The following is a 24,227-nucleotide window of genomic DNA, read 5'->3' as shown; positions in this document are numbered from 1 at the left end:
ATGGAGAAATTTATATACCATAACACAAACTCTGATTTTGATATAGTGGCTATAAACATTTTTTTAAAAGGCGGGGCTATGTATGAGCCTATAAAGGGCCTTACAAACATCACCACATCACTAATGGGTAAAAAAACCACTTCAAAAACTTCCCAGGAAATAAACGAAGTATTTGAAAATGTTGGGGGATTTCTAAGATTTAAAACCTACGGAGATTTTATAACAATATCAATAGCTACAAAAAAAGCCAATATAAAAGAATCTATAGATACTTTAAAAGATATACTTACAAATAGCGTATTTGAAGAAGAAACTTTAGAGATAGAAAAACAAAACGTATTATCTACTTTAAAATCAAGAAAAGAAAGGCCTTTTGATTTTGCTTTTGACAATTTAAGAAAAATATTGTATAAAAATACTCCCTATGAGATATCAAGTTTAGGCACTGAAGATAGTGTTAAAAGTATATCCCTTGAAGATGTTAAAAAAAGATACGCCGATATATTAAACCAAGAACCTATCATAAGCGTAGTAGCAGACAATTTAGAAGATGAAGATCTTGAAACAATAAAAAGCGTATTGGATATTTTTTCTAAAAGCCAAGGAACACCACCAGCAAACATCTGTCCTAAAGTAGACAAAGATGAAGTTATAAATATAAAAAGGGGCGGGGCTCAGGCTAGTATTATGTGTGGATACGATGCTCCTTTGCCAATAGATAAAAATGAGTATTTTGCTTTTAAAGTGTTAAATGCAATCCTTGGAAACGGTATGAGCTCTATACTTTTTAAGATTTTAAGAGAAGAAAAAGGTTATGCATATGCGGTAAATAGCTCTATTTCTACAAATATTTACTGCTCTAAGATGATAGCTTACATAGGAACATCTGTAGAAAAATCTCAAAGCGCTTTGGAAGACCTTAACGACATCATCAAAAACCTTGAAATAGATGAAGAGGATATAACGCTTGCCAAACAAAAGCTAATAGGAAACTTTTCTTTGGAGCATCAAACGAGGTTTAGCAAATCTTACACCATGGGATATTATGAGCTTATAGGACTTGGTAAAGACACAGTTTTTGATTACGAAAATCTTGTAAACAAAGTCTCCAAAGAAGACATAGAGCATGTTTATAAAACATACATAAATCATCACAAGTGCGTAGTGGTAACATAGTGAAAAAAGATTCAAGGATATACAAATATATAAAAACCCTTATTACCAACAAAAAATATCTTACCACAGAAGATATTATGCTTATGCTTGAAAAATATTACCATTTACCAATAAAAGTACCTAGTGTATTCTATAAATACAAAAAATTGATAAAAGACATAAGACAAGAGGTTTACAAAGAACGAAGAAAGAATAAAATTAAAAATAGCAAAAAGGATAGGAGTAAGGAAGATGAAAGAATATGACATAGTTATATTTGGAGCCGGGTCTGGTGGTTATGAGGCTATACTCCATGCTAAAAGATACGGAATGCACGTTGCAATGATAGATATATCCGAAAAAACCATAGGTGGCAATTGTCTAAATAGAGGCTGTATACCATCAAAATATATGAGATTTGGTGCTAAACTAAGAGAGCATCTTTCAAGAGGTATAAAATACGGTATCAAGATAGACAGCCAAGATATAGACTGGCTTGCTTTTAAAGAGCATAGGGACAACGCCGTCAGCGATATAAGGGAAAGTTTCAAAGCTTATGCTAAAAGCTTAAAAATAGATATATATTATGGAAAAGGTAGATTTAAAGACAACAACACCATAGAAACCACAAGAGGGGATGTAATAAAAGGCAAATATATACTTCTTTCTACTGGTTCTTCTGTGGTTAGCATACTTCATTACGACAAAACAAAGTTTAAAATATACAACACGGATACCATCTGGGGTATCACAGAAAAACCGAAATCAGTTCTCATAGTAGGGGCAGGCGTAGTGGGTGTAGAGTTTGCGTATATATTTAGAATGTATGATATAGATGTATATTTAGTAGATATTTCAAAAAGGATAATACCTTCAGAATCAGAAGATAGCGCTTCTTATCTTAGTAAAAAGCTTAAAAGCTTAGGTGTAAAGATATTTACTTCAAACACTATAGAAAATCTTATAGAAGAAGATGGTAAAAGAAAAGCTATTTTAAAAGACGGCACTATTATAGAATACGATATTATATTGGAAGCTGTTGGAAGAGCTCCAAACACAAAAGACATAGGTATAGAAAATACAGATATAGCTCTTACAGAAAAAGGATATGTAAAAATAGATGAATACGCCAAAACATCTGTAAATCATATATACGCCTGTGGTGATGTGACATCGCCTTTGATGCTTGCCCATAAATCTATGTACGAAGGAAGAACCGCTGTAGCCCATATAAACAACGATGCAGAAAAATTAGATTATAAGCTTGTGCCAAAGATTATATACTCAGCTTATGAAATTGCATCTTTTGGTATAAATATAGATCAAGCGGAAGATATGGAATTAGACTATGAAGTAGGTACTGCCACCTTTGCTAAAAATCCAAAAGCTATTATAGACGATGAAGCTGAAGGATACGCAAAGGTAATATACGATGCCAACACAAAAGAGATTTTAGGAGCAGAAATACTGGGACCTCAAGCTGGAGAGCTAATTCATCAATTGGTACACATAGTAAAAGCTGGAAAAGATTTAGAGTTTTTATCAAGATGCATGTACACTCATCCTTCTTTATCTGAAACTGTTGTTATGTCTTCTCAGAAAAAACTTTTATGAGGCTTTTAAGATGGAACAGCTTTTAGAAAAAGCCCTTATACTTCAAGAGGCACTACCTTTTATAAGAGATTTTTACGGTAAGATTTTTGTAGTAAAATACGGCGGGGCTGCCATGGAAGAAGAGGAACTAAAACATTCTTTTGCAAAGGATATAGCCCTTCTTAGGTACGTAGGTATAAAGGTAGTGCTTGTGCATGGGGGTGGTAAAGACATTACAAACATGTTAAATAAGCTAAACATACAAACAGAATTTATAAACGGCATAAGAAAAACCGATAAAGAGTCTTTGGACGTAGCAAAGATGGTGCTCATAGGAAAACTAAACAAAGATATAGTATCAATGCTAAACAAAGAAATGTCAAACATGCATGGGGCTATAGGGCTCTCTGGTATAGACGCAAATCTTTTGATATGTACAAAGTACTATCAAGACAGCGAAGATATAGGATATGTGGGGAAAGTAAAAACTGTAAATACAAAACTTATAAGGGAGCTTATACAGATGGACTATACCCCTGTTATAGCACCAATAGGCATAGACCCAGAATCAAATCAAATGTACAATGTAAATGCCGATATGGCAGCTACAGAAATCGCCTGTGAGCTTGGAGCTGAAAAACTCATATTTTTGACAGATACAGATGGTATTTTAGATAAAAGCGGTAAAACTATATCTTCTATACATAAAAACCAATACAAAGAGCTTATAGAAGATGGTACTATTACAAAAGGTATGATACCCAAGATAAACTCTGCCATAGATGCTATTTTAAGAGGCGTTAGAAAAGTGCATATAATAAACGGTAAAATAAAACACTCAATACTTATAGAAGTATTTACAAAAGAAGGTATAGGCACCGAGATATCTTTATGAAAATCCTTTCTTTTGTAGGATATCACAACAGCGGAAAAACCACCTTAATAGAGTATATTATCAAAAGCTTCCAAGACAAATACAAAATAGCCTACATAAAACACGACCCCAAAGGCCATGCTGTTTTTGATAAAGAAAACTCCGATACTTCAAGAATATTTAATATAAACCATCAAAGTGCTATTTTATCAAAAGACACGTTTGTTTTATACCAAAAGCCAAAAACCATAGAAGAAGCTATAGAGTTTTTTAAAGATTACGATTTGATAATATTAGAAGGTTTTAAGTATATGGCTTTTCCTAAAGTAAAAGTAGGCGATATAAAAGAACCTTTAGAAAATATAGTTTATGAATATAACGGCGATAAAGAAGCGCTTAAAAAGTTTGTAGAAACTTATGTCAGTGGATTTTAAACTTCCAGAAGACCATCCGTTTAGCCTTTTGATACCGCTTGTAGAAGAGGGTAAAATTGACCCCTGGAGTATAGATATAGCAAATTTAGCACAACTTTACATAGAACAAATAAGAAACATGGAACTTCTTGATATGCGTATACCAGCAAATGCCCTTTCTGCTGCCACATTTTTATTTAAAAAAAAGCTTGAGATACTATTTCCAAAACCAAAAATACACCGTCAAAGACTCACGTTAAAAGAGCTTGTACAAATGTATGATGAATCTCAAACAGAACCTATAGATGAACCTAAAGAACAACAAAACACGCCAAAAATACCAAAAGAAAGAAAAAAGTATACTCTCACAAAAGAAAGACATCGTTCTTTAATGAAAAAACGCAAAATTCCTCTTCATAGATCCATATTAAAAGATGTGATAGAGCATCTAAAAGCTACCATAAATCAAAAACCAAAGCTATACTTTTCTGAGATAGTAGAGCAAGACAAAGCCTCAGTCCAATTTACAGCCCTTATGTTTATCCAATACGACAAACATGCAGATATATATCAAAAAGAACACTACGGAGACATTATAATAGAAAAGCTTTAAATCTCTATAAGCTTCAAAACCTGGTTTAAATCCGGTGGTACTTCTATAGGGCTTTGGGCGGATTTCATAGCGGTATCTGGGTCTTTTAAGCCAGAACCAGTCAATGTGCAGACTACCACATCGCCTTCTTTAAAAATACCTTCTTTGGCGCTTTTAATAAAGCCTGCTACAGATGCAGCGGAAGCTGGTTCACAAAAAACCCCTTCACAAGAAGCCACAAGGTTGTAAGCGTAAAGTATCTCATCATCTGTAACCGCATCGATTTTACCGTTTGATTCTTTGGCGGCTTGGATGGCATTTCTCCAGCTGTAAGGATTGCCTATTTTTATAGCGGTGGCTATGGTTTGAGGGTTTTTTATAGGATAACCTTTTACTATAGGAGCTGATCCTTCTGCCTGATAACCCATCATAATGGGAAGTTTTTTTGATTTTCCTATAGCATGATACTCTTTATAACCTTTCCAATAGGCTGTTATGTTACCAGCGTTTCCAACGGGTATAAAATGATAAGTGGGAGCATCCCCTAAAGCATCCACTATTTCAAAGGCAGCGGTTTTTTGACCCTCTATCCGATAAGGGTTTACAGAATTTACCACTTCTACTGGTAATATTTCACCTATTTTTCTTACTATAAATAAAGCATCATCAAAATTTCCAAGAAGCGCTATTACCTTGGCCCCGTATATAATAGCTTGGGATAGTTTACCAAGAGCTACAGCACCCTTTGGAAGTACCACAAAAGCTTTCATACCAGCTCTTGCAGCGTAAGCAGCAGCCGAAGCTGAGGTATTGCCAGTGGATGCACATATAACGGCTCTTTTACCAGATTCGGCGGCTTTTGATATAGCCATTGTCATACCTCTATCCTTAAAAGAACCAGTGGGGTTTAGGCCTTCAAACTTAAAATAAAGCTCCACCCCTACTTTTAGCATGTCTGGTATTCTTTGAGCTTTTATAAGAGGAGTGTTGCCTTCGTAAAGGGTTATAATAGGAGTTTTCTCAGAAACCGGCAAATATTCTCTATATGCGTGTATTAGTCCTTTCCAATATCCCATATCCAAATATTTTACCACACCGTTTATGTTTTAGATACATAAAAGAGGCTTACACCTTTTCCACAAAAACTACCATTCTCTCTTTTGTCTTATCTCTTCTATAGCTTGGAATTTCTTTGTTGCATATACTACATGTCTCATATACCAAAAGCTTAATATCTTTGTTAAGAGCTTTTAATTGATTTATAGCTTCTTTTTGCGTATCAAAAAATAGTTTGTTATCAACAACTTTTAAGCTTTTAAAATAGTCTTTAAATTCTGGTCCTACCTCATAACAGCATTCTTTAGCAGATGGGCCTATAAAAGCAAAGTAAGGTTTTTCTGAAAAGCTTTCAAACAGCAAAAAAGCATTTTTTAGTATGCCGTTGTAAAGTCCTCTCCAGCCAGCATGTATAGCTCCTACAAAGTTTTTGGATTTTAAAATTATAGGTACGCAATCGGCCGTTTTTATACCTATTTTAAAGTTTATCTTATCTGTTATAACACCATCGGCCTCTACGTTTTCAGTAAAACCCTTTATATAAACTACAACGTTTGAATGGATTTGTTTTGGTAAAAATACCTCTTGTGGGTTTTTTGTTATACCTATCTTAAAATCTTCAAACTCACCATAAAAAAGCATTAAGCTAAAGCTTCTTCAAAAACAACGCTTTGTTGATCCATATTAGAAGCACAACATCCACCACAAGAAGCACACTTTTTAACAGCTACTTCATAGCCTTCTGGCACAATATCCAAAATATTTACATTTATCTTTTCCTCTTGAGAGTTTAATGTTATAAGGTTTGTAAGTGGATCTATGTAAGAGACAGTGTATTCTTTGCCGTCAAAACAAATATTTGTGCCTTCTGGGGGAAGTATATACTTTATTACATAGTTTATCTTCTCAAAAGACATGCAACAAACAAGTTTACCACATGGACCTGTAAACTTTGAAGGAGACATGGGTAAGTTTTGCATTTGTATATCTTTTAAGTTTACAGATTCAAACACATCTATAAAGTTTGAACAGCAGGTCTTACATCCGCACATTCCAACGGCACCAAGCATCTGGACGGCATCTCTGGTACCTATTTGTCTCATCTCAATCCTTTTTTTTATGGCTTTAGCCAAATCTTTTACAAACTGCCTAAAGTCAATCCTTGTTTCAGCGGTATAAAAGAAGTAAGATTTTAACCCATCTATTGGAGTGTAAGCTTTTATAAATTTGAGAGATAGATTATGCTGTTTGGAAAGTTCTTTGGCAATTTTCATATAGCTTTGAGAAACTCTATTAAAATGATGCATTTTAGATATATCTTGTTTTGTGGCTTTTCTTATAAAAAAAGAAGGTTTTACGTCGTAAAGCTTTTTAGATGCTCCCACCACCTTAGCAATATCCGTAGAGTCATCTTTGCTTATGATTACGTAAGAGTCTTTTGGTAAAACCTCATTTGTACCTTCCAAAAGGCCTATCTTGTTTGTGTCCATATATCTTATATATGTATACATAAACCATCTCCTATCCTAAAACATATTCTATCATAGCCATACGGACAAACACGCCGTTTTCTATCTGATTTGCTATCAAAGATTTATCTTTATAGAGCAAATCACCATCTATATCAACATCCCTATTTACAGGGCCAGGATGCATCAAAAATCCTCTTATCTTATTATACCTTTCTTTTGTTATACCATATATGTCAAAATAACTTTCTAAATTGTAAGCTTCTTTGTGTCTTTCTTTTTGAATGCGTAGAGCTATCACATGATGAGCCCAATTAAGCGCCTCGTCCAAATTTGTAAAAGCTTTGTCCATAAAAGGATAATCTTTTGGTATAAAGCTTGGATATCCACAAACACCTATATTTGCCCCTTCTAACTTGAAAAAGTAAGCGCCTGACCTAAACACTCTACTGTGGTAAACATCTCCTACGTATAGTATATTTTGATTTTCCAAACTATTTACTTTTTCTAAAAGCGTAAAAACATCAAGAAGACCTTGAGATGGATGCTCATGGGTACCATCTCCAGCATTTATAAGGCCTATATCTATATTTAGAAGTGGCTCATAATCAAATACGATATCAGATGTACGAAAAACAACGATATCTATGCCAATCTTTTTAAAAGATAAAAGTGTATCAAAAAAACTTTCACCCTTTACAGCCGATGAAAAATTGCCTTGTATATAATAAGTCTCACAACCCAAATTCTTGGCGGCTTTTTCAAAAGAAAGCCTTGTCCTTGTGGATGGTTCTTCAAAAAAAAGAGCACAGGATGCTTTGTAAGTGGGATATATCCTTTTTTCCTTAAACTCTTTAGCCCTATTTAATATAGTTTTGTATATATCTTTTATGTTTTGGGCTTCTATTATATATTTCATGTTAGCCTCTTTCTGTTTCGTAAGGCCAATTTAATATACCACCTATCATATTAAAAGCCTCAAAACCAAGTTGTCTCAAAGCGTAAGTGGCAAAAGCGCTTCTGTTTCCACTTCTACACATTACAATATACTTCTTGTTCTTATCAAGCTCTTTAAACTTAAACCTAAGATCATCCACCGGTATTAGCACACTACCCGGTACCCTTATCTGTCTATACTCTTGAGGCGTCCTTACATCCAAAAGTACAGCGTTTGGATCTGATTCCAATATCTTCTTAGCTTCTTCAGGTGTAATCTCTGGTATATTAAACATCTACATTAAACCTCCAATTTCAAATATTATAATATACCTAAAGCCACAATAAATCAATCTGATAAATAAAATATGCAACAATAATTATTATATTAATATTTATATTAATATTTGTTATAAACTACAACTTTTTGCAAGGCAGGTAGAGCTTGCTTACAATGATGCAAACATAATAGACCATCTTTTTATTTTTTATATAATAAGTAAGATAATTTTTAGGATTTTAATATAAAGATTATAACCCCCGAAAAAGGGGGCTCTTGGTGATTAATGAAGAGATAAGATAAATCTGGCAAGCTCTTCAGCTTGAGCTTGGGTAACGTTTTGAGGTGGCATAGGCACTGGACCCCATACACCAGCATTTCCGTTTTTAATCATTTTTGCAAGGTATGGGACGTATTTTAGGTTGTGGTGATATTTGGCTGCCACATCTTTAAAAGCAGGTCCTACTACTTTGTGGTCAATGGCATGACAGGCAAAACATCCCTTTTCCTGAGCCAACGCTTGTGGGCTTATTGCCATTGCCGTTCCAGCACTTACAAGTACACCACAACTCATTAGCGTAGCTAAAGCCAATCTTACGTTTACGATACCTTTCATAGGCACCTCCTTTGAATCAAATATATAATTATTTTATACCAAAATCATGAAAAAACGATTAAGCTTTTAGAAAATTTAGTATATATACTAAAAACGTTGCTATGCTATACTATTAAAACCTTGGAAGCTAATCTTGTTGTCGATGAGTCTAAAAAATCAAAAGATATATTAAAGGCGGTGCTCAATGTCGCAACGCCGGTAATTATCTCAAATTTACTTTACACCGTTGAAACGCTTGTATCGCTTCTTTTGGTGTCTCATCTTGGTAAAAGCGCCATAGCCGGTGTTGGTTATTCGATATCCATGATGTGGTTTGTTTATTCTTTGATGGCTCTAACTTACAACGGCACATCTATTATGGTGTCCCACAGAGTAGGAGCTGGTAAGCCGTTTTTTGATGTATTTTTAAGCGGTATGGTTTTATCGCTTTTACTATCAATACCAATTGCTCTTTTTGGCACAAAGTTTATACCAGAGCTTATGCTTTTGTTTGGGGCTAAAAAAGACATAGCAAACATAGCCACGATATACTTAAAACCCATATTTTTAGCGGCTTTTATACAGTTTGCCACAGAGGTGTTTTATGCTACATACAGCGGTATGGGTCAAACAAAATTTCCCTTTAAAGTATCTGTAATTATGAATATAACCAATATAGCAAGCTCTTATGTCCTTATAAACGGAAAACTTGGTTTTAGGGCTTTTGGTATAGAAGGTGCTGCTTTTGGTATTGTGATATCTGAAGTGGTTGGATTTCTAATATACACTTATGTACTCTTTGTTGATAAACCTTTTGGTAAATTTTCTTTTAAAAGCCTAAAAACTATTTTAGAAATGTTGAAGCTTGGTATACCTGTTACAGTAGATAGAGGTCTTACAAGTTTATCCTTCAATCTTTTTGTAGGGTTTGTGGCAAGATTTGGTAATACCATTTTGGCAGCCTATCAAATAGGCCTTAGATTAGAAAGCATATCTTTTATGATAGGTTATGCTTTAAGTATATCGGCAAGCGTGTTGACTGGACAAAATTTTGGAGCTGGCAACATAAAAGGAGCTTTTAGAGGAGCAAAGATAATAGCAAACTTTAGCGCTTTGGCAATGGGTATAGTTGGTCTTATGGTGATTATTTTGTCAAAATACATGGCTATGATATTTACAAGCGATAAAAATATAATACACTATGCCGAAATATATCTTATTATGGTAGGTTTAACACAGGTGTTTTTGTCTTATAGTTTTGTTTTATCTGGTGCTATAAAAGGCTTAGGCAAAACTTACATACCTATGTTTGTGAATATACTATCTTTTTGGGTTTTTAGAATAATACCTATAGTTGTTATGTTAAAATATATCTTTAATCCTTATATCCCGTGGGTGTTTATGAGTGTTGAAACCGTAGCAAGGGCTATTTGTTTTTTGGTAGTATTTAAGATTTTAGAAAAAAATATGCTTGAGATAAGATATGGATAGTATTCAAAGTATAAATACAGAGCTTACAAATTTGAGGCTAAAAGTAGAAGAACAAAAGAAAATGATAGAAGAAAAAAATAAAACCATCGAAACGTTGGATAGAGAGTTGGTAAAGTGTAAAACCGAATACGAGCTTTTAGAAAAAAGAAACAAAGAGATAAGACAAGAACTTGACAAAATACTAAAGATAGTAGAAGATGTAAAAGCTCTTATAGAATCAAAAGACCAATATATAAAATCTTTGGAAGAAGAAAAGAAAAGACTTACTATGTTAAACGTTGGGCTTTTCATAGCAACGCTTATCTTGATAGCCATTGTCATAGTCTTTTCTCTAAGATCATGAAAACGCTTATAGTAGTACCTGCCCGCATAAAATCTACAAGGCTAAAGCATAAGCCTCTTTTAAATATATGTGGCAAACCCCTAATAAGATGGGTGATTGAAAATCTAAAAAAAACAGGATTTGATATACTTCTTACATCAGACAGTGAAGAAGTTTACAAAGTAGTAAAAGACCTAGATATAAACTTTGTAAAAACAAGAGAGGATTTACCCTCTGGAAGCGATAGGGTTTATGAGGCTTCAAAAGATTTTGATGTAGATTTTATTATCAACCATCAAGGGGATGAAATTTTTTCATACAAAGAGGATATAGAAGCTCTTCTTAAAAGCCTACAAAACGCTCCTGTTTCAAGCTTATACACAAAGCTTGATTTAGACTCACCAGCCAATGTAAAGCTTGTGCTTGATAAAGACTCAAACGCCCTTTATTTTTCAAGAGCTTTGATACCTTACAAAAGAAACGATATAACATCTATTTATCCACTCAAACATATAGGTATCTATGCTTTTAGAAAAAATATATTAGAAACGTTTGTAAAATTACCCCAAAGCCAGCTAGAACAAATAGAAGGCTTAGAACAGCTAAGATTCTTAGAAAATGGTATACCGATAAAGATGGTTTACACAAAAAACTTTTACCATGGGGTAGATGTAGAAGAAGATATAGATATTGTAAAGGAGATATTAGAACGTTTTAACGTGTTTCGGAAGGAGACGGATAAATGATTCATATCCTCAATAAAGATAAAAATATGAGAGTATTAGTTGTAGATGATGAATGTTTTGTATTAAATTTCGTAAAAAAGATCCTTAGTACAAAGGGTTTTGAAGTAATAACACTACAATCCTCTAAAGGTTTAGAAGATTATCTACCAAATAGCGACCTGCTTTTGATAGATATAAAGTTGGAAGATGAGAATGGAATAGATGTAGTAGAAAGGTTGAGGACAAAAGGTTTTAACATCCCAGTAATTTTTTTAACCGACTATACAGATGCGGATACAGTAATAAGTGCATCAAGACTTTCTGCTACAAATTTACTTAAAAAACCTTTAAACGCCGAAGAGCTTTTACGAGTTGTAAAAGAGATGTTGGGATTTAACCTAAATCCTGATATTCCACATAGTAAAGAGTTTAAAGTAATCGGCTCTTCAAAGGCCATGTTTGAAGTTTTTAAAAAAATAGGTTTAGCTTGCCAAAACGATCTCAATGTTTTGATAACCGGAGAAACAGGTGTAGGAAAGGAAGTGGTATCACGGTTAATCCACGAAAATAGCCCGAGAAAAGAAAAACCTTTTGTTATATTGCATTGCCCTGCTATACCTTGGGACCTCTTCGAAGCAGAGCTGTTTGGATATGTAAAGGGAGCATTTACGGGTGCCTTGGTAGATAAAAAGGGAAAGGTAAAGTTAGCTGAAGGTGGAACCCTTTTTTTAGACGAAATAGGAGACATTCCTTACAAACTTCAACCAAAGCTTTTGGCTTTTGTCGAAAGAAAGAGCTATTTCTCATTGGGAAGCTCCAAGGAAGAGAAAGCAGACGTTAGACTTATTTTTGCTACAAACAAGGACCTAAAAAAAATGGTAGAAGAAGGAAAATTTAGAGAAGATCTGTATCATAGAATAAGTCAAATGGATATCTACATACCACCTCTTAGAGAAAGAAAGGAAGACATAAAACAGTTAGTCGATTATTTTATAGCTTTTGCTAACGCAGAAATAGGAACCATGATTGAAGGAGTGGAAGAAGAAGCTATGAAAAAGCTAATGGATTACTCATTCCCAGGGAATGTACGTGAGCTAAAAAACCTGATTTATAAGGCAGCTATTGAAACAAAATTTGGGAAAATAAAAGATTTTGATATACATCAAGAAAAAACAACTGTTTACAGTACAACATGTTCTTTTGATAGATTTATAGAGATGTTGCTTGATTCAACACCGGAAGAGGATCTTCCTAATCTTCTTGAAAGGATAGAAGCCTATCTTATAAAAAAACTTCTCGAAAAATACTCAGGCAACAAGTCAAAAGTGGCAGGTCTTTTAGGAATATCTCGAAATACCTTAGAAAATAGGTTAAGAGAGATTTTTTCAAATTAGACGTGTAAAGTGTTCTGTTTATTATTTTGTCGCTGATAACTTATCAACTATTACTCTTATATTTCGCTGCTTTTTCATTTTGTCACTTTGTCATAATACTTCCATTCCAAATGAATTTTTAAATCTATTTTAACGTTGCTCAATTTTTGAGCATAACCCTATAAAAATTTGAACATTCAAAAAAATCTACTGATAAAAATCCTTAATTTTTAAAGGTTTTAAAATTTGGCACAAAGTTTGCATAATTTATTGTGTTAGTTAAAACTTGTTAGGGGGTACAGCGATGTTTATGACGAAGATCTCACGAAGGACTTTTATCGGTGGAAGTGCGGCTATGGCTGCACTTTTATCTACACCAGAGTGGGCAATGGCTCTTATAACCCAGCCATACCCAAGAGTAAAAATAGCCAACATTAAGGACTTAAAGGTAGGAGAGCCGGTAATCTTTAATTACCCAGATGAACAATCTCCAGCAATTCTTATTAAGCTTGGAGAGAAGGCTGATGGTGGTGTGGGACCAGAAGGGGACATCGTAGCCTACTCGTCAATATGTACCCATATGGGCTGTCCTGTTGTCTATTCTAAAAAGAGGTTTGTTTGTGCTTGCCATTACTCAATGTTTGACCCTGCAAAAAATGGGCAAACATTCCAGGGGCATGCATCTGAATGGCTTCCTCAGATGATTTTGCGTTTTGAACCAAGAACTGGAAACATATACGCAGAAGGGGTAGAAGGACTTATATGGGGAAGAATTAGAAACATTTTAAAATTTAGCAAAACAAGCAACTTATAAAGGAGGTACAAAATATGGCAGTATTTGAAAGAAGGGATAGCATACCAATTCCACCAAAAGACGCACAAAAATTTATATCACCTTGCCAGTACTGCGGCGTAGGTTGTGGTTATAACATTTATAGATGGCCTGTGGGCAAGGAAGGTGGGCCAAAGCCAAACGAAAATGCACTTGGTATAGACTTTACTAAACAAGGAGTAGCCCTGCAAAGTCAATCAATAACCGAAACTATGTACAGCGTAGTAAAAGGAGAGGACGGCAACCTTTACAACGTATTAATAATACCAGCACAAGACTCGCCTATAAATAGAGGAAACTACTCTATAAGGGGAGGGGCTAATGCAGAGACGTTATATTCACCTACAAAGCCCACAAGAGAAAGATTACGCCGACCATTAATTAGAGTTGGGGATGAGTTCATGCCAGTTACCTGGGAAGAAGCAATAGATTTAGTCGCAAGAGTAACCAAAGGCGTCGTGGATAAATATGGCCCAGACTCAGTAGCTATGAAAGGACATGACCATGGAGGCGCTGGTGCTGGATACGAGGCGAACTGGGCACTTTGGAAATTCTTCATGGTAGCAGTTGGTACAAGAATGTTATCTATACACAATAGACCGGCCAACAACGCCGAGGTTTGGGGTCAAAGAGAAAGAGGAGTTTTTGAGCTTAACTATACTTATGAGGATGCAAGGCTTGCTGATACCATAGTACTTTGGGGTGCCAACACTTTTGTCAATGCTACTGTTTTCTACACAGAACACATGATGCCAAACCTTCAAGGTGCAACCATTGATGAAAAGAAAAAAGAGTATTTAGAGGGAGAGCCAGCAGAACCTGCAAGAATGGTTATTGTAGACCCAAGAAAAGGAGCCACCGTAGAAGTTTCAGAGATTGTTGCACCTGGTAGAGTTCTTCATTTAAGACCAAATCTTGGAACAGACTACGTACTTGCAAATGCTGTAGCAAGAGCCGTATGGGAAAAAGGATGGTGGGATAAAGACTTCGTAGAGAAGAGGACAGATTTAAATCTTTTTGAAGAATATAAGAAGAAATCATTAATGCTTGACGTTCCTTATGAAGAGTTTATGAGTAGAGTAGAAAAGCTAACCGGCGTAAAGAAAGAAGATATAGAAAAAGCGGCTGAATGGATAGCAAGTCCAAAACCAGGAAACTTTAGAAGAAGAGCGTTTATCCTATACGAAAAAGGTGCTATATGGAACTATAAAAACTATGATACCATAGCATCTATCGCACAGCTTGCTGCCCTCACTGGAAACTACGGAAAGCCAGGTTCAGCATGCGGAAGACAGGGAGGACATGCGGAAGGTTATGCAGGACCTGATAATATATCCAGAGCGAAGCTTGTTGGTTCTATATATCATGGCGGACCGCCTCCAAACGTCGATGAGTATGTAAAAAATGACCCAAAAGCAAAGATCTATTTTGTAGCTGGAACAAATCCATACCTATCTACACTAAACTCACAAGCTTTCAGGGAAAAAGTCAGTGAAAGAATCATGACACTTAATAAGTATCTATCAGAGCTGGCAAGGTTATATGGAGAACCAGCTGGTTCAGAAGAGAGAGCTAGAAGAATATTAGAAGGTCTCGAAAAAACAAATGGTTTATTTATGGTAGTTGTGGATATTTATAAAACTGAAACAGCAAAGGATGCACATGTAATACTTTCTGCCGCGGGTTGGGGAGAAAAAACTAGTACCTATATAAACTGTAACAGTAGACTTATGAGAATTTCGGAACAATTTATGGCACCTCCAGGAGATGCAAAACCAGACTGGTGGATATGGGGAAGAATTGCTACAAGAATGAAGGAATTATATGAGGCTGAAGGAAACTATGAGGCAGCTAAATACTGTTCTGGAATGGATTGGAAAACTTCTGAAGAAGTTTTCTTACAGAATTCACATTATCTCCCAGACAATAGAGTTCCAGCGGCAGATGAAGCACTTCTACCACAAGAATCCTTCAAAGGTGTTACATATGAATATCTCAGAAAAGTAGGTCAGAAAGGTATACAAGTTCCTACTCGCATAGACCCTGAAACCGGAGAGCTTGTCGGCACAAAAAGAAGATACGTATACAGATTTGGAACTCCGGATGGTAAGTTTAAATGGTATGGATCTGACCCATGGGAGCCAGATCCCATGAAGTTCTACCCACCCCAGATTACCAAGTACTTCCAAGATGGAAACGATAGTAAATACCCATTCTGGCTTACTACGGGAAGAACCCAAATACTCTGGCAATCAGCCTACAATGACAGATACCTTCCAGAAAAGGTTGCAACTATTCCTTTACCATACATACAAATGAACCCAGAAGATGCAAGAAGACTTGGAATTAATAGCGGAGATATGGTTGAGGTTTATAACTTAGAAGGTAATGTAGTGGCGTTGGTATATGTAACCGATGCTCCTCCTCCTGGAATGGTACTTGGTTTAATGTACCACTGGAACGGTACTTTCAATCACCTTACCACCAGCTATACCGACCCAAAAACTAATATTCCTTGGTATAAGTGTTCAAGGGTTGCGATAAGAAAGCTTAAAGGAAAGCTTGAAGATATCCTAAAGAATACATCATTGTTGCCGACAAATGATGTTAGAATCTAAGGCTGTAGGGGGGCATACGCCCCCCTTTAATAAATAAAAAATTTTAGGAAGTTGAAGATGAAAAGAGTAGCATGTGCAGCACTTTTAGGTGCAGTCATTTTATCCCCAGCGTATGCTGTGGAGATCACAAGTCTTAAAGACAAGGGCATTGGTATTGATTTCGACACTCAGTACCGTGCAATGTACAACAACTCCAACATCAAGTCTAACAACCAGCATGATTTCTCAAATTAAGACTTAAAATTAAGACTTAACTTTGACGTAAAAACTCAAGCAGGCGCTGGGTGTATAAGTTTCATTACAGCGTGAACACATAAACCGTGTTATACTTGTAAGCTACTTCAGCAGACGTTCTATAACCTAAAGAACAATGAAAACCGTGGTAGACTTGTAAACCTTGGTAGACTTGTAAACCGTGGTAGACTTGTCGTGTGATAAGTATATTCTAAGAACATGCTTATCTGAAACATGCTAAAGCACTCTTGACATATCGAAGCTTTCCTATTAAACTTTTTGAATAGAGGTTGAATAATGTGGTTTGACAAGTATGCCACGGCTTAAAGCACACTAGAGCGATGAAATCGCGTTTTGGAGCTAATGGAGATCCAATAACCAAATTGCAGGAGAAAAGAAAAATGCTAAAGCACACTAGAGCGGCAAAGACGCATTTTGGAGTTAAAGAACAGACAATGACACTAAGGAGATGTGAGAAATGCGAGAGCACACTAGAGCGATGAAATCGCGTTTTGGAGCTAATGGAGATCCAATAACCAAATTGCAGGAGAAAAGAAAAATGCTAAAGCACACTACGCAAAACTACGTAATATGGGGAAGAAATCCAGTTATAGAAGCGCTTGTAGCTGGTCAATCTATGGAAAAAATACTTATAGCGCATGATTCAAAAGCACCAAAAGAGCTTTTAGACCTTGCCAAAGAAAGAGGTATAAAAGTCCAGATTGCACCAAGGCAAAAACTAGAAGAACTTGCAAACACCAAAAAAACCCAAGGAGTCGTAGCCATACTAAGCCCTATCACCTATGTGTCAGAAGAAGAGCTTTTTAGAAAAACCATAAAAGAAAAAGGCTTTTTTGCGGTGCTTGATCATATAACAGACCCACAAAACGTAGGTTCTATAGCAAGAACTGTTGAAGTATTTGGAGGTATAGGGCTTTTAATACCAAAAGATAGAAGCGCTCCTATAAATGCAACCGTTGTAAAGTCTTCATCTGGTGCTATATTTCATCTTAAAATCTCAAAAACCCCAAGCATCAGCAAGGCTCTAAAAACCTTTAAAGAGATGGGTGGCTGGGTTTACGCCCTTGAAAAAGGTGGAAAAGACATAACAGAAGTAGATTTTGCATATCCTATGTGTATAGTGCTTGGTTCCGAAGGTGAAGGCGTATCAAAAAATGTATTGGAGCATTCGGATGTTAGAGTATCAATACCCATGAAAGGCAAAGTAACATCTCTTAATGTAAGTGCAGCTGGAGCTATATGTTTATGGGAAGTTTACAAGCATCAAACAAACACTGGAGCATCAAAAAAGTAATATCCAAGATAAGCTCTGAGATAGCGTTCCAAAGCACTTATAGGGGCTAAATTTTGAGGAGCTCTTTGTTCATACAATGGACTTGATGCAAACTTTCTTAAAATAACACAAACAGCGTTAGCCAAATAAGAGGCTTCTTTTATATCTATATTTGCCAGCGTCTCAATTCTAACAAGTCCAGTTATATCGTTGTTTAATGTGGTATACCAAGTGTAGTAAAAGTTTTTTTGGTCTTGACTCGTGTAGTGTATAATAGGTGTTCTTTGAAAAGCCTTTATCTCATACAAAAGCTCCAAGTTTTTAGGATTTACAAAATATTTTCTATGAGATTTAATAAAACCAAACACAAGCTTACTATCCAAACCTGAAAACGTAATAGGTAACGAGCCGTCCCATATTATAAATCTTGTGTGCGAATAACTTACATAATCTATTAAAGTCTCATATTCTAATTGTTTTAATAAAACAAGATGGTCTTGGTCTTTGGCCACTAAATCGTATTTTGCGTTTTTTACAATGATTTGGTTTTTTGGTATTTCTTTGTCTGGTATTGCTATTTTCTTTGTTTTTATGCTTTTAAAAGCCTCAAAATCATTATAAAAATTGGGCTTCATCTCGCATATACCACTTGCCAAACTAAACAACCTAAGCCTAGATTTGTTTTCTTTATAAAAAATTTCACTATCAAGTCTTACTATACCATCAAGAAAAGCTATATCATCAGAAATATCAACATCTTTAACCTCTATAAGAGTCCAATCAGAGGTCTCTACATATTCATCTATACCCTGGACTGTCTCTTCCCATTGGTTTTCGTTTATTTTATCGCTATCCCAAAAAGAGTTAAAAGTATCCGTCATAGTTTAAACCTGTTAATAAATTGCTTTCGTTTTAAATTTCATATAAATATTTTAGATCAAAATTTGATAATTATCAATGACAATCTATTTCAACAAATCCAATATCATATTTTGAAGGTTTTTCTCTTTTTGGCAGATTATACATAAGCTTTGATTATCTTCTTTTGTATAAAATACTTTACCGCAATTTTCACATATATGTTTGTGAGATATGGATATCGGTTCATAATCTTTTGTATATTTTGATGGTATAACAGCTTTTCTTAAAGTTAGAGGTCTTGAAGGATGGCTTAAACCACAAGCGTATTCACACAAACCACATGCTATACAAAGCCCATGAGAAAAGTTTATAAAAGCGTTTTCTATCTTTATAGCTCTTTGGGGACATATGGCCTCGCAAGCCCCACAAAGATCGCAACCTTCAGATATTTCTATGTGGCCAAACTTCCCTTCAAAAGGTATTTTGTTAGAACATAGTTCTTCTTTATTTGATACTGAAAATTCTTCTTTTTGTTTGTTTTTAAAAGAAGTATGTCTAAACTTTGGCTTATAATCTTCTTCCGCAAAAGAAGGTATATTGCCTATTCTAAAGACTTTTGATAGGTATATAGCTTTTGAGATTAAATTTTTAATATCTTTTGAAAAGCTATAAACACAGCTCTCACAAGGGCTTATATCAAAATAAAGCTTTTTCTTTGTGGATATATTTAAAATGTCTTTTTCATTTAAATTTGCTATACATGGCAATATAACCTCGGCTTTATCTGATCTTACACACCCTATACATATTTCTTTAGCTTCAAAATCCTTTATAACCCCTACATAATCTATTTCAACGCTTATAGCCTCAGTAGGACATACTAAAGAACATGCACCACAAAGGGTGCATGAGGAAGATTCTACGGAGAATGTATTTAAATCTATTGCCTTTGTGGGGCATATCTTCTCACAAAGATTGCACTCTTTTTGCGGTTTTATAGTGTTTACGCAGCGCTTCTCATCAAGAGCCAAAGGCGCATTTAGCTCTAAAAGCCCAAAAACATTTACCATGGGTATGTGTAATATCCAAATTTTAGAATGTAAAATCTAAGCAAAAACCCGCCCATCAGGACCAGTAAAGAAGCCAGGATTACCAAAGATTTTGAGTGCTTTTTGATGGCATAAATTTCAAGCAAAAACGGCACCAAAAGACCAAGTATTACAAAAAAGCCCATGAAACCAACAGAAGAAAGCATTTTAGAGATTATATATTTACCAGCAGCACTTGATATAAATAGGTAGTTAAAGAAAGCAGATATTATAATAATCTCTAATGCAAGCAAAGCTATATCAAGTTTTTCATTTTCATGAGCTATATGAGAAGGAGATACCAGCATAAAATAAGCTGTAGCAGTAGAAAGAGCAGATACCATAAAAAGCACCGGTAAGCCAGGGTTTGACCAAAGTGTTATGGCTGGTGCAGTAGAAAGCAAAAGCCCGGTATAAACGGCCGTTAAAAGTCCCATAACACCGCTTATATAACCAAGTTTATCCACTAAAGAAGGGTTTAGGTTTTTAAGCTTTTGAGAAAAAGGAAAGTTAATATGAGTTGATATGAGCGAAAGTCCCCAAATGGCACCTGTGATAGTGTATATCATAATAAAGGATGCACCCCAAAATATCCAGCTGGTAGGATGAGCCCATACAAAAAACGCAAACCAAGGTTTAAGCATATGTATAAGCAAAAATATACCACCAAAGTTTACAAAACCTATACCAAGAAGTGTAGAAAGCCCAAATAGCACCGGGTTATTTTCTTTTTTTATAAGGTAAAAATAAGAAGACAAAGCACCCATGGCACCGCCAAGGCCACCTAAGAAAAGATAAACAGCTATCATCCATCCCCAAGCTGTTTGATGCACAAAGTGCTGATAATTACCAAAATACATAGTAAGTCCGTCCATGTTTTACCTCCTTTTAAATAGTTTGTTTGTAAGGTGGTTCATCAAGATGATGAGAGACAACGCCCACAGGTGTTTCTTTTGAGGTTACATAAAACACCTTTGGCTCTGTACCAAGCTGAGGACTTAGTGGTATAGCCTTACCTTCTAATACAAGCCTAGATACGTAAGAATCTACGTTTAAATCTCCAAACATACGGCAGTTGGTAGGACATGTTTCCACACAAGCTGGTTCTAAACCTTCTTTTAGCCTATGATAACACCATGTGCATTTGTCTATGTGAGGTGTGGTATGCCTTGCCTCTTCACCGTACAACTTTTCACATTCATCTACATCATCAGATTCATAAGGATATCTAGCTCCGTAAGGGCAAGCTATTACACAAGCCTCACAACCTATACATCTTTCGTGGTTTACAAGCACAATACCCTCTTCGGTTTTATAAGTAGCGCCAGTAGGACAAGCGTAATAGCAAGGAGTGTTTTGGCATTGCATACAAAGATGTGGGAAAAATACGCGTTTTGCCTCTGGAAACTCACCTATTTCTATTTGCTCTACTTTTGTTCTCCACTTTTCTGACCAATAAGGCGTTTGATTTTCTTGGGCGCAAGCTGCCATACACGCATTGCATCCTACACAAGAGTTTAAATCCACCACAAACACCCATTTTGGTATAACTTTTTCCATAAAAGCCTCCTAAAATATTTAAGCCTTCACAACTTTTACAGTAAATTCGTTTGCTCTATATCCACCTATAACCGGTTCTGGCCTATAGGGTATTAGATCATTTAACGGAGTTCCCAAACCACCGCCGTATGTTAGCTTTTTAGAAGAAGCTCCAAAAGCCGCCGGTATAAATATCGTATCTGGTCTTATTAGTTTTGTAAGATGAGCCTTGCCTTTTACTTTTAAATTTGGATACATAGCGTTTATTACCAAAATATCATCACCTTCTTTTATACCAAGAGACTTAGCTTTTTTTTCGTTAATCCATATACCATAATAAACACCTTCTCTCCACTTTCCTATGCTTACTAATATAGGGTTATCTACTGTAGCAGCACAAGTATGAGATTGTATTGGTACTTTACCATGTGTTATAAAAAATTCGTTTTCTTCAAGCTTTACATCTTCTGGAGCTATATCACCTTTCCATTTTGGTGGTATATATGCTATCAAAGGATCGTAATTTGGCTTATAACCAAACATGTTTTGAAGTGTGGCAAATATATTTGAATAGATTTCCATGCGTCCACTTGGAGTAGGCACTGGTTGATGCCATGGCACAGAGTATTTAGCCATAAGCTCTTCTCTATCCATCACCGTTATCACACCTTTTTTAGATATCTCTTCTTCCAACTCTTGTACTGTTTTCGATATGCCTTTATATTTTTTTAGCTCAGGGGCTACTTTGTTTTTAAGCTGAAGTTCTCTTATAGCTGGTATTATGGTGCCGTATTTGTTCCAAGATTCTTCGCATTTTTGATTGAGCTCTTTTTTATCCCACTTCCAGTACTGATAAAGCTCTGCTATCGTATCAAGCCAAGGTATATTCATGGCTTTTGATAGCATGTACATAAAATCTAAAGCGTGCATTTCATCGCCGTCTTTTGGCATAGCAGCTTCTCTCGTGCCAAAACTATAATCGTGAGATGTATTTATATCAAAAATAACATCTTTTTTTAGTATATAAGGAATATCTGGGAATATTACATCTGCATAGAGCATGGTATCTGAAGGCATAGTATCAAAACCCACCACCAAATCAAGATTTGTTAAAAATTCTTTCCATCTTTGAGATTCCACATCGCCTCTTACTAAGTTAAGGGCGTATATAAAAACAGCTTTTATTTGATAAGGCTGGCCGTTCCAAAAAACCTCTTTTTTGGTAGATTCGTAAAAACCGTTGTCAGTAATAAAAGGAAATACGGTTGCTTCTTTGCCTTTGGAAAGTTCAGTTTGCAAATAAGCCCATTGTACGGATGGATATCCATGTGTCCAAGCTTTTGGATTAAAAAAGTATTTAAAACCAACATCCAATACCCTAAGTATGCCGGGTATATCTACATCTGGATATCCTTTTACGGGAATGGTGATCTTATTTCCATTTTTCTTGGTAAACTCAAAAAAGTCATTTATAAGCATCTTGTAACTTCCGCCTGTAACCCAAGTACCTGGTTTATCGTATCCACTTGTTATAGCCTGTATGATAGCCAATGTTTTCCTTAATTGAATGGTGTTTTCATACCTAGAGTCGTAAATCCCTGGTTCTATTATGGCTGGTTTCATAGTGGCAAACTCTATAGCTATTCTTCTTATGGTAGATGCTGGTACATCGGTTATCTTAGAAGCCCATTCTGGTGTAAAATTTTGCGTATAATCCATAAGATACTCAAATACAGTTTTTACGCTTTTACCGTTTACATTGAGATTTTTTGTAAAAAGAGCTGGTTTCAATACTTTGTTGTCTTTAGATATTTTGTTTGTATTGTAAAAGCCAAATACTTTCTGGACAGAGTTTGAAAGTTCATCGTAAACGTACCAAGCCTCCACAGCCCCGTCTTTATCTACATCAGACAATAGTTGCAAATTTCCTTTTTCATCCTTATAAGCCAAAAAAGGAGCGTTTGTAAAAAATCTAAGGGTTTCTTCATCGTAAAGTACTTTTCCATCTTTTTGGTCTCTTAGTATCACATGAAGCATAGCCAAAGCAAAGGCGTTGTCGGTGCCTGGTCTTATGGGAATCCATTCATCCGCTTTGGCAGCAAGCTCCGATGCTCTTGGATCTAATACCACCACTTTGGCACCGTTTTTAATGCCTGCTCCAAACCTATGAGCTCTTCCAGTGGAAATACCGGCCAAAGAGCCGTTGCTTCTTACTGCCAATATATATTTTGCTCTATCGTAATCACACACCACCTCATCGTGGGTATTGTAGTTGCCAAACACGGTATGAAGACCAAGATGCTCAGAACCAACACAATGCTGTATCGGAGAGCCAAAAAGCGTTGGGATTTGAGCAGCTACCACAAAAGGAAGCAAATAAGTACCATAAAAAGCACATCCTTGCCATCCTCCCATAAGAGCCATTTCATAAGGTTTTATATCTTTTAACTTGTTCATCATATAATTAAAAGCCTCTTGCCAAGAAGCTTCTCTAAATTTCCACTCGCCTTTTTTAGAGCCTTCAATTCTTATAAGGGGTTTTTTAATGCGGTCTTTGTCGTATATGTAAGATATACCACTTTGACCTCTAGCACAGGCAACACCTCTATTGTAAGGATGATGTATATTGCCCTCTATCTTCATAAGTCTATTTGGTTTACCGGAGATAGAAGCAACCCTTACTTGTATACCACAGGCATTTGCGCAAAAATTACATATGTTTGGTTTATAAGCGTATTGGATGTTTTTTGCTTGGATTGCCTTTGCCTGTTCTGGAGTTAGTAACTTTTTGCCAACCAGCGTAGCAGCACCAGTTGCAGCCATTCCTTTTAGAAATCTACGCCTCGTAATGTTCATAGCGAACCTCCAAGTTAATACTAACTAAATA

25 protein-coding genes are annotated in these 24,227 nt (G+C 35.6%); 14 read left to right on the top strand and 11 right to left on the bottom strand.

All coding sequences use genetic code 11. The annotated features are described in order from the left end of the window. Genes HYD3684_RS01675 through HYD3684_RS01650 form a run of 6 tightly spaced genes read left to right on the top strand, consistent with a single transcriptional unit; the run spans window position 1 to window position 4,648 of the window. A complete protein-coding gene (locus HYD3684_RS01675; protein WP_015418958.1) occupies window positions 1-1,176 on the top strand; it encodes a pitrilysin family protein in 1,176 nt (391 codons plus the stop codon). Beyond that, window positions 1,176-1,421 carry a hypothetical protein gene (locus HYD3684_RS01670; RefSeq protein WP_237698616.1) on the top strand — a complete coding sequence of 82 codons (246 nt, stop codon included), beginning with the start codon at window positions 1,176-1,178 and terminating at the stop codon, window positions 1,419-1,421. The genes HYD3684_RS01675 and HYD3684_RS01670 overlap by 1 nt, the downstream gene beginning before the upstream one ends. Beyond that, window positions 1,408-2,769 (top strand): NAD(P)/FAD-dependent oxidoreductase, encoded by a 1,362-nt coding sequence (locus tag HYD3684_RS01665; protein WP_015418956.1) that lies wholly within the window; start codon window positions 1,408-1,410, stop codon window positions 2,767-2,769. Before HYD3684_RS01670 ends, HYD3684_RS01665 begins: the two co-directional genes overlap by 14 nt. A 10-nt stretch (window positions 2,770-2,779) precedes the next feature. Next, entirely contained in the window at window positions 2,780-3,643 is an 864-nt protein-coding gene (argB, locus tag HYD3684_RS01660; protein WP_015418955.1) for an acetylglutamate kinase, read from the top strand. Then, on the top strand, window positions 3,640-4,056 hold the full coding sequence (locus HYD3684_RS01655; RefSeq protein ID WP_015418954.1) for a molybdopterin-guanine dinucleotide biosynthesis protein B: 417 nt from the start codon (window positions 3,640-3,642) through the stop codon (window positions 4,054-4,056). The genes argB and HYD3684_RS01655 overlap by 4 nt, the downstream gene beginning before the upstream one ends. Further along, window positions 4,040-4,648 carry a condensin subunit ScpA gene (locus HYD3684_RS01650; RefSeq protein WP_015418953.1) on the top strand — a complete coding sequence of 203 codons (609 nt, stop codon included), beginning with the start codon at window positions 4,040-4,042 and terminating at the stop codon, window positions 4,646-4,648. The genes HYD3684_RS01655 and HYD3684_RS01650 overlap by 17 nt, the downstream gene beginning before the upstream one ends. Here the strand turns inward: HYD3684_RS01650 and thrC are convergent. The 6 genes from thrC to HYD3684_RS01620 all read right to left on the bottom strand — a co-directional run bounded on the left by thrC (window position 4,645) and on the right by HYD3684_RS01620 (window position 8,984). Beyond that, window positions 4,645-5,703: a threonine synthase gene (gene thrC / locus HYD3684_RS01645; RefSeq protein WP_012513370.1), complete on the bottom strand. Its 1,059-nt coding sequence runs from the start codon at window positions 5,701-5,703 to the stop codon at window positions 4,645-4,647. The two genes, HYD3684_RS01650 and thrC, sit on opposite strands and share 4 nt — an antisense overlap. A 49-nt stretch (window positions 5,704-5,752) precedes the next feature. Further along, window positions 5,753-6,325, bottom strand: a complete 573-nt coding sequence (locus HYD3684_RS01640; RefSeq protein ID WP_015418952.1) for a polyphenol oxidase family protein — start codon at window positions 6,323-6,325, stop codon at window positions 5,753-5,755. Next, window positions 6,325-7,194 (bottom strand): regulatory iron-sulfur-containing complex subunit RicT, encoded by an 870-nt coding sequence (gene ricT, locus HYD3684_RS01635; protein WP_015418951.1) that lies wholly within the window; start codon window positions 7,192-7,194, stop codon window positions 6,325-6,327. Before ricT ends, HYD3684_RS01640 begins: the two co-directional genes overlap by 1 nt. 10 nt (window positions 7,195-7,204) lie before the next feature. After that, complete coding sequence (locus HYD3684_RS01630) at window positions 7,205-8,071, bottom strand: aspartate carbamoyltransferase (RefSeq protein ID WP_015418950.1); 867 nt, start codon at window positions 8,069-8,071, stop codon at window positions 7,205-7,207. 1 nt (window position 8,072) lies between these two features. Next, window positions 8,073-8,384: a rhodanese-like domain-containing protein gene (locus HYD3684_RS01625; RefSeq protein ID WP_015418949.1), complete on the bottom strand. Its 312-nt coding sequence runs from the start codon at window positions 8,382-8,384 to the stop codon at window positions 8,073-8,075. A 267-nt stretch (window positions 8,385-8,651) separates the two neighbouring features. Continuing rightward, window positions 8,652-8,984 carry a c-type cytochrome gene (locus HYD3684_RS01620; RefSeq protein WP_015418948.1) on the bottom strand — a complete coding sequence of 111 codons (333 nt, stop codon included), beginning with the start codon at window positions 8,982-8,984 and terminating at the stop codon, window positions 8,652-8,654. A 120-nt stretch (window positions 8,985-9,104) separates the two neighbouring features. On the opposite strand from HYD3684_RS01620, the gene HYD3684_RS01615 reads away from it, so the two are divergent. The 8 genes from HYD3684_RS01615 to rlmB all read left to right on the top strand — a co-directional run bounded on the left by HYD3684_RS01615 (window position 9,105) and on the right by rlmB (window position 17,873). Beyond that, window positions 9,105-10,454, top strand: a complete 1,350-nt coding sequence (locus HYD3684_RS01615; protein WP_015418947.1) for an MATE family efflux transporter — start codon at window positions 9,105-9,107, stop codon at window positions 10,452-10,454. Continuing rightward, the gene (locus HYD3684_RS01610) at window positions 10,447-10,797 is read left to right on the top strand and encodes a hypothetical protein (RefSeq protein ID WP_015418946.1); all 351 of its coding nucleotides are present in this window, start codon (window positions 10,447-10,449) and stop codon (window positions 10,795-10,797) included. The genes HYD3684_RS01615 and HYD3684_RS01610 overlap by 8 nt, the downstream gene beginning before the upstream one ends. Next, window positions 10,794-11,522, top strand: coding sequence for a 3-deoxy-manno-octulosonate cytidylyltransferase (gene kdsB, locus HYD3684_RS01605; protein WP_015418945.1), 729 nt, complete (start codon window positions 10,794-10,796; stop codon window positions 11,520-11,522). Before HYD3684_RS01610 ends, kdsB begins: the two co-directional genes overlap by 4 nt. Continuing rightward, entirely contained in the window at window positions 11,519-12,895 is a 1,377-nt protein-coding gene (locus HYD3684_RS01600; RefSeq protein ID WP_015418944.1) for a sigma-54 dependent transcriptional regulator, read from the top strand. The genes kdsB and HYD3684_RS01600 overlap by 4 nt, the downstream gene beginning before the upstream one ends. A gap of 283 nt (window positions 12,896-13,178) precedes the next feature. Continuing rightward, a complete protein-coding gene (locus HYD3684_RS01595) occupies window positions 13,179-13,688 on the top strand; it encodes an arsenate reductase (azurin) small subunit (protein ID WP_015418943.1) in 510 nt (169 codons plus the stop codon). A 14-nt stretch (window positions 13,689-13,702) separates the two neighbouring features. Next, window positions 13,703-16,324, top strand: coding sequence for an arsenate reductase (azurin) large subunit (locus HYD3684_RS01590; RefSeq protein ID WP_015418942.1), 2,622 nt, complete (start codon window positions 13,703-13,705; stop codon window positions 16,322-16,324). Window positions 16,325-16,381: 57 nt separating this feature from the next. Beyond that, entirely contained in the window at window positions 16,382-16,558 is a 177-nt protein-coding gene (locus HYD3684_RS08360; RefSeq protein WP_015418941.1) for a hypothetical protein, read from the top strand. Window positions 16,559-17,117: 559 nt separating this feature from the next. Next, a complete protein-coding gene (rlmB, locus tag HYD3684_RS01585) occupies window positions 17,118-17,873 on the top strand; it encodes a 23S rRNA (guanosine(2251)-2'-O)-methyltransferase RlmB (RefSeq protein WP_015418940.1) in 756 nt (251 codons plus the stop codon). Here rlmB and HYD3684_RS01580 read toward each other — a convergent pair. From HYD3684_RS01580 to HYD3684_RS01560, 5 genes are all read right to left on the bottom strand, one after another. After that, window positions 17,843-18,733 (bottom strand): hypothetical protein, encoded by an 891-nt coding sequence (locus HYD3684_RS01580; protein ID WP_015418939.1) that lies wholly within the window; start codon window positions 18,731-18,733, stop codon window positions 17,843-17,845. The two genes, rlmB and HYD3684_RS01580, sit on opposite strands and share 31 nt — an antisense overlap. A gap of 84 nt (window positions 18,734-18,817) precedes the next feature. Then, a complete protein-coding gene (locus HYD3684_RS01575; RefSeq protein WP_015418938.1) occupies window positions 18,818-19,783 on the bottom strand; it encodes a 4Fe-4S binding protein in 966 nt (321 codons plus the stop codon). Beyond that, window positions 19,777-20,676 (bottom strand): NrfD/PsrC family molybdoenzyme membrane anchor subunit, encoded by a 900-nt coding sequence (gene nrfD, locus HYD3684_RS01570; RefSeq protein WP_015418937.1) that lies wholly within the window; start codon window positions 20,674-20,676, stop codon window positions 19,777-19,779. Before nrfD ends, HYD3684_RS01575 begins: the two co-directional genes overlap by 7 nt. 13 nt (window positions 20,677-20,689) lie before the next feature. Next, entirely contained in the window at window positions 20,690-21,361 is a 672-nt protein-coding gene (locus HYD3684_RS01565; RefSeq protein ID WP_015418936.1) for a 4Fe-4S dicluster domain-containing protein, read from the bottom strand. An 18-nt stretch (window positions 21,362-21,379) separates the two neighbouring features. Then, window positions 21,380-24,196 carry a molybdopterin-dependent oxidoreductase gene (locus HYD3684_RS01560; protein ID WP_015418935.1) on the bottom strand — a complete coding sequence of 939 codons (2,817 nt, stop codon included), beginning with the start codon at window positions 24,194-24,196 and terminating at the stop codon, window positions 21,380-21,382. Window positions 24,197-24,227 lie beyond the last annotated feature (31 nt).

Source organism: Hydrogenobaculum sp. 3684, assembly GCF_000213785.1.
GTDB lineage: Bacteria > Aquificota > Aquificia > Aquificales > Aquificaceae > Hydrogenobaculum.
Note: the sequence above shows the minus strand (reverse complement) of the source record. Positions and strands in the feature narration are given on the sequence as shown.

Coding starts and splice junctions, on each gene's coding strand:
- HYD3684_RS01675 (WP_015418958.1), top strand. CDS start 1: ATGGAGAAATTTATATACCATAACACAAACTCTGATTTTGATATAGTG.
- HYD3684_RS01665 (WP_015418956.1), top strand. CDS start 1,408: ATGAAAGAATATGACATAGTTATATTTGGAGCCGGGTCTGGTGGTTAT.
- argB (WP_015418955.1), top strand. CDS start 2,780: ATGGAACAGCTTTTAGAAAAAGCCCTTATACTTCAAGAGGCACTACCT.
- HYD3684_RS01655 (WP_015418954.1), top strand. CDS start 3,640: ATGAAAATCCTTTCTTTTGTAGGATATCACAACAGCGGAAAAACCACC.
- HYD3684_RS01650 (WP_015418953.1), top strand. CDS start 4,040: ATGTCAGTGGATTTTAAACTTCCAGAAGACCATCCGTTTAGCCTTTTG.
- thrC (WP_012513370.1), bottom strand. CDS start 5,703: ATGGGATATTGGAAAGGACTAATACACGCATATAGAGAATATTTGCCG.
- HYD3684_RS01640 (WP_015418952.1), bottom strand. CDS start 6,325: ATGCTTTTTTATGGTGAGTTTGAAGATTTTAAGATAGGTATAACAAAA.
- ricT (WP_015418951.1), bottom strand. CDS start 7,194: ATGTATACATATATAAGATATATGGACACAAACAAGATAGGCCTTTTG.
- HYD3684_RS01630 (WP_015418950.1), bottom strand. CDS start 8,071: ATGAAATATATAATAGAAGCCCAAAACATAAAAGATATATACAAAACT.
- HYD3684_RS01625 (WP_015418949.1), bottom strand. CDS start 8,384: ATGTTTAATATACCAGAGATTACACCTGAAGAAGCTAAGAAGATATTG.
- HYD3684_RS01620 (WP_015418948.1), bottom strand. CDS start 8,984: ATGAAAGGTATCGTAAACGTAAGATTGGCTTTAGCTACGCTAATGAGT.
- HYD3684_RS01610 (WP_015418946.1), top strand. CDS start 10,447: ATGGATAGTATTCAAAGTATAAATACAGAGCTTACAAATTTGAGGCTA.
- kdsB (WP_015418945.1), top strand. CDS start 10,794: ATGAAAACGCTTATAGTAGTACCTGCCCGCATAAAATCTACAAGGCTA.
- HYD3684_RS01600 (WP_015418944.1), top strand. CDS start 11,519: ATGATTCATATCCTCAATAAAGATAAAAATATGAGAGTATTAGTTGTA.
- HYD3684_RS01595 (WP_015418943.1), top strand. CDS start 13,179: ATGTTTATGACGAAGATCTCACGAAGGACTTTTATCGGTGGAAGTGCG.
- HYD3684_RS01590 (WP_015418942.1), top strand. CDS start 13,703: ATGGCAGTATTTGAAAGAAGGGATAGCATACCAATTCCACCAAAAGAC.
- HYD3684_RS08360 (WP_015418941.1), top strand. CDS start 16,382: ATGAAAAGAGTAGCATGTGCAGCACTTTTAGGTGCAGTCATTTTATCC.
- rlmB (WP_015418940.1), top strand. CDS start 17,118: ATGCTAAAGCACACTACGCAAAACTACGTAATATGGGGAAGAAATCCA.
- HYD3684_RS01580 (WP_015418939.1), bottom strand. CDS start 18,733: ATGACGGATACTTTTAACTCTTTTTGGGATAGCGATAAAATAAACGAA.
- HYD3684_RS01575 (WP_015418938.1), bottom strand. CDS start 19,783: ATGGTAAATGTTTTTGGGCTTTTAGAGCTAAATGCGCCTTTGGCTCTT.
- nrfD (WP_015418937.1), bottom strand. CDS start 20,676: ATGGACGGACTTACTATGTATTTTGGTAATTATCAGCACTTTGTGCAT.
- HYD3684_RS01565 (WP_015418936.1), bottom strand. CDS start 21,361: ATGGAAAAAGTTATACCAAAATGGGTGTTTGTGGTGGATTTAAACTCT.
- HYD3684_RS01560 (WP_015418935.1), bottom strand. CDS start 24,196: ATGAACATTACGAGGCGTAGATTTCTAAAAGGAATGGCTGCAACTGGT.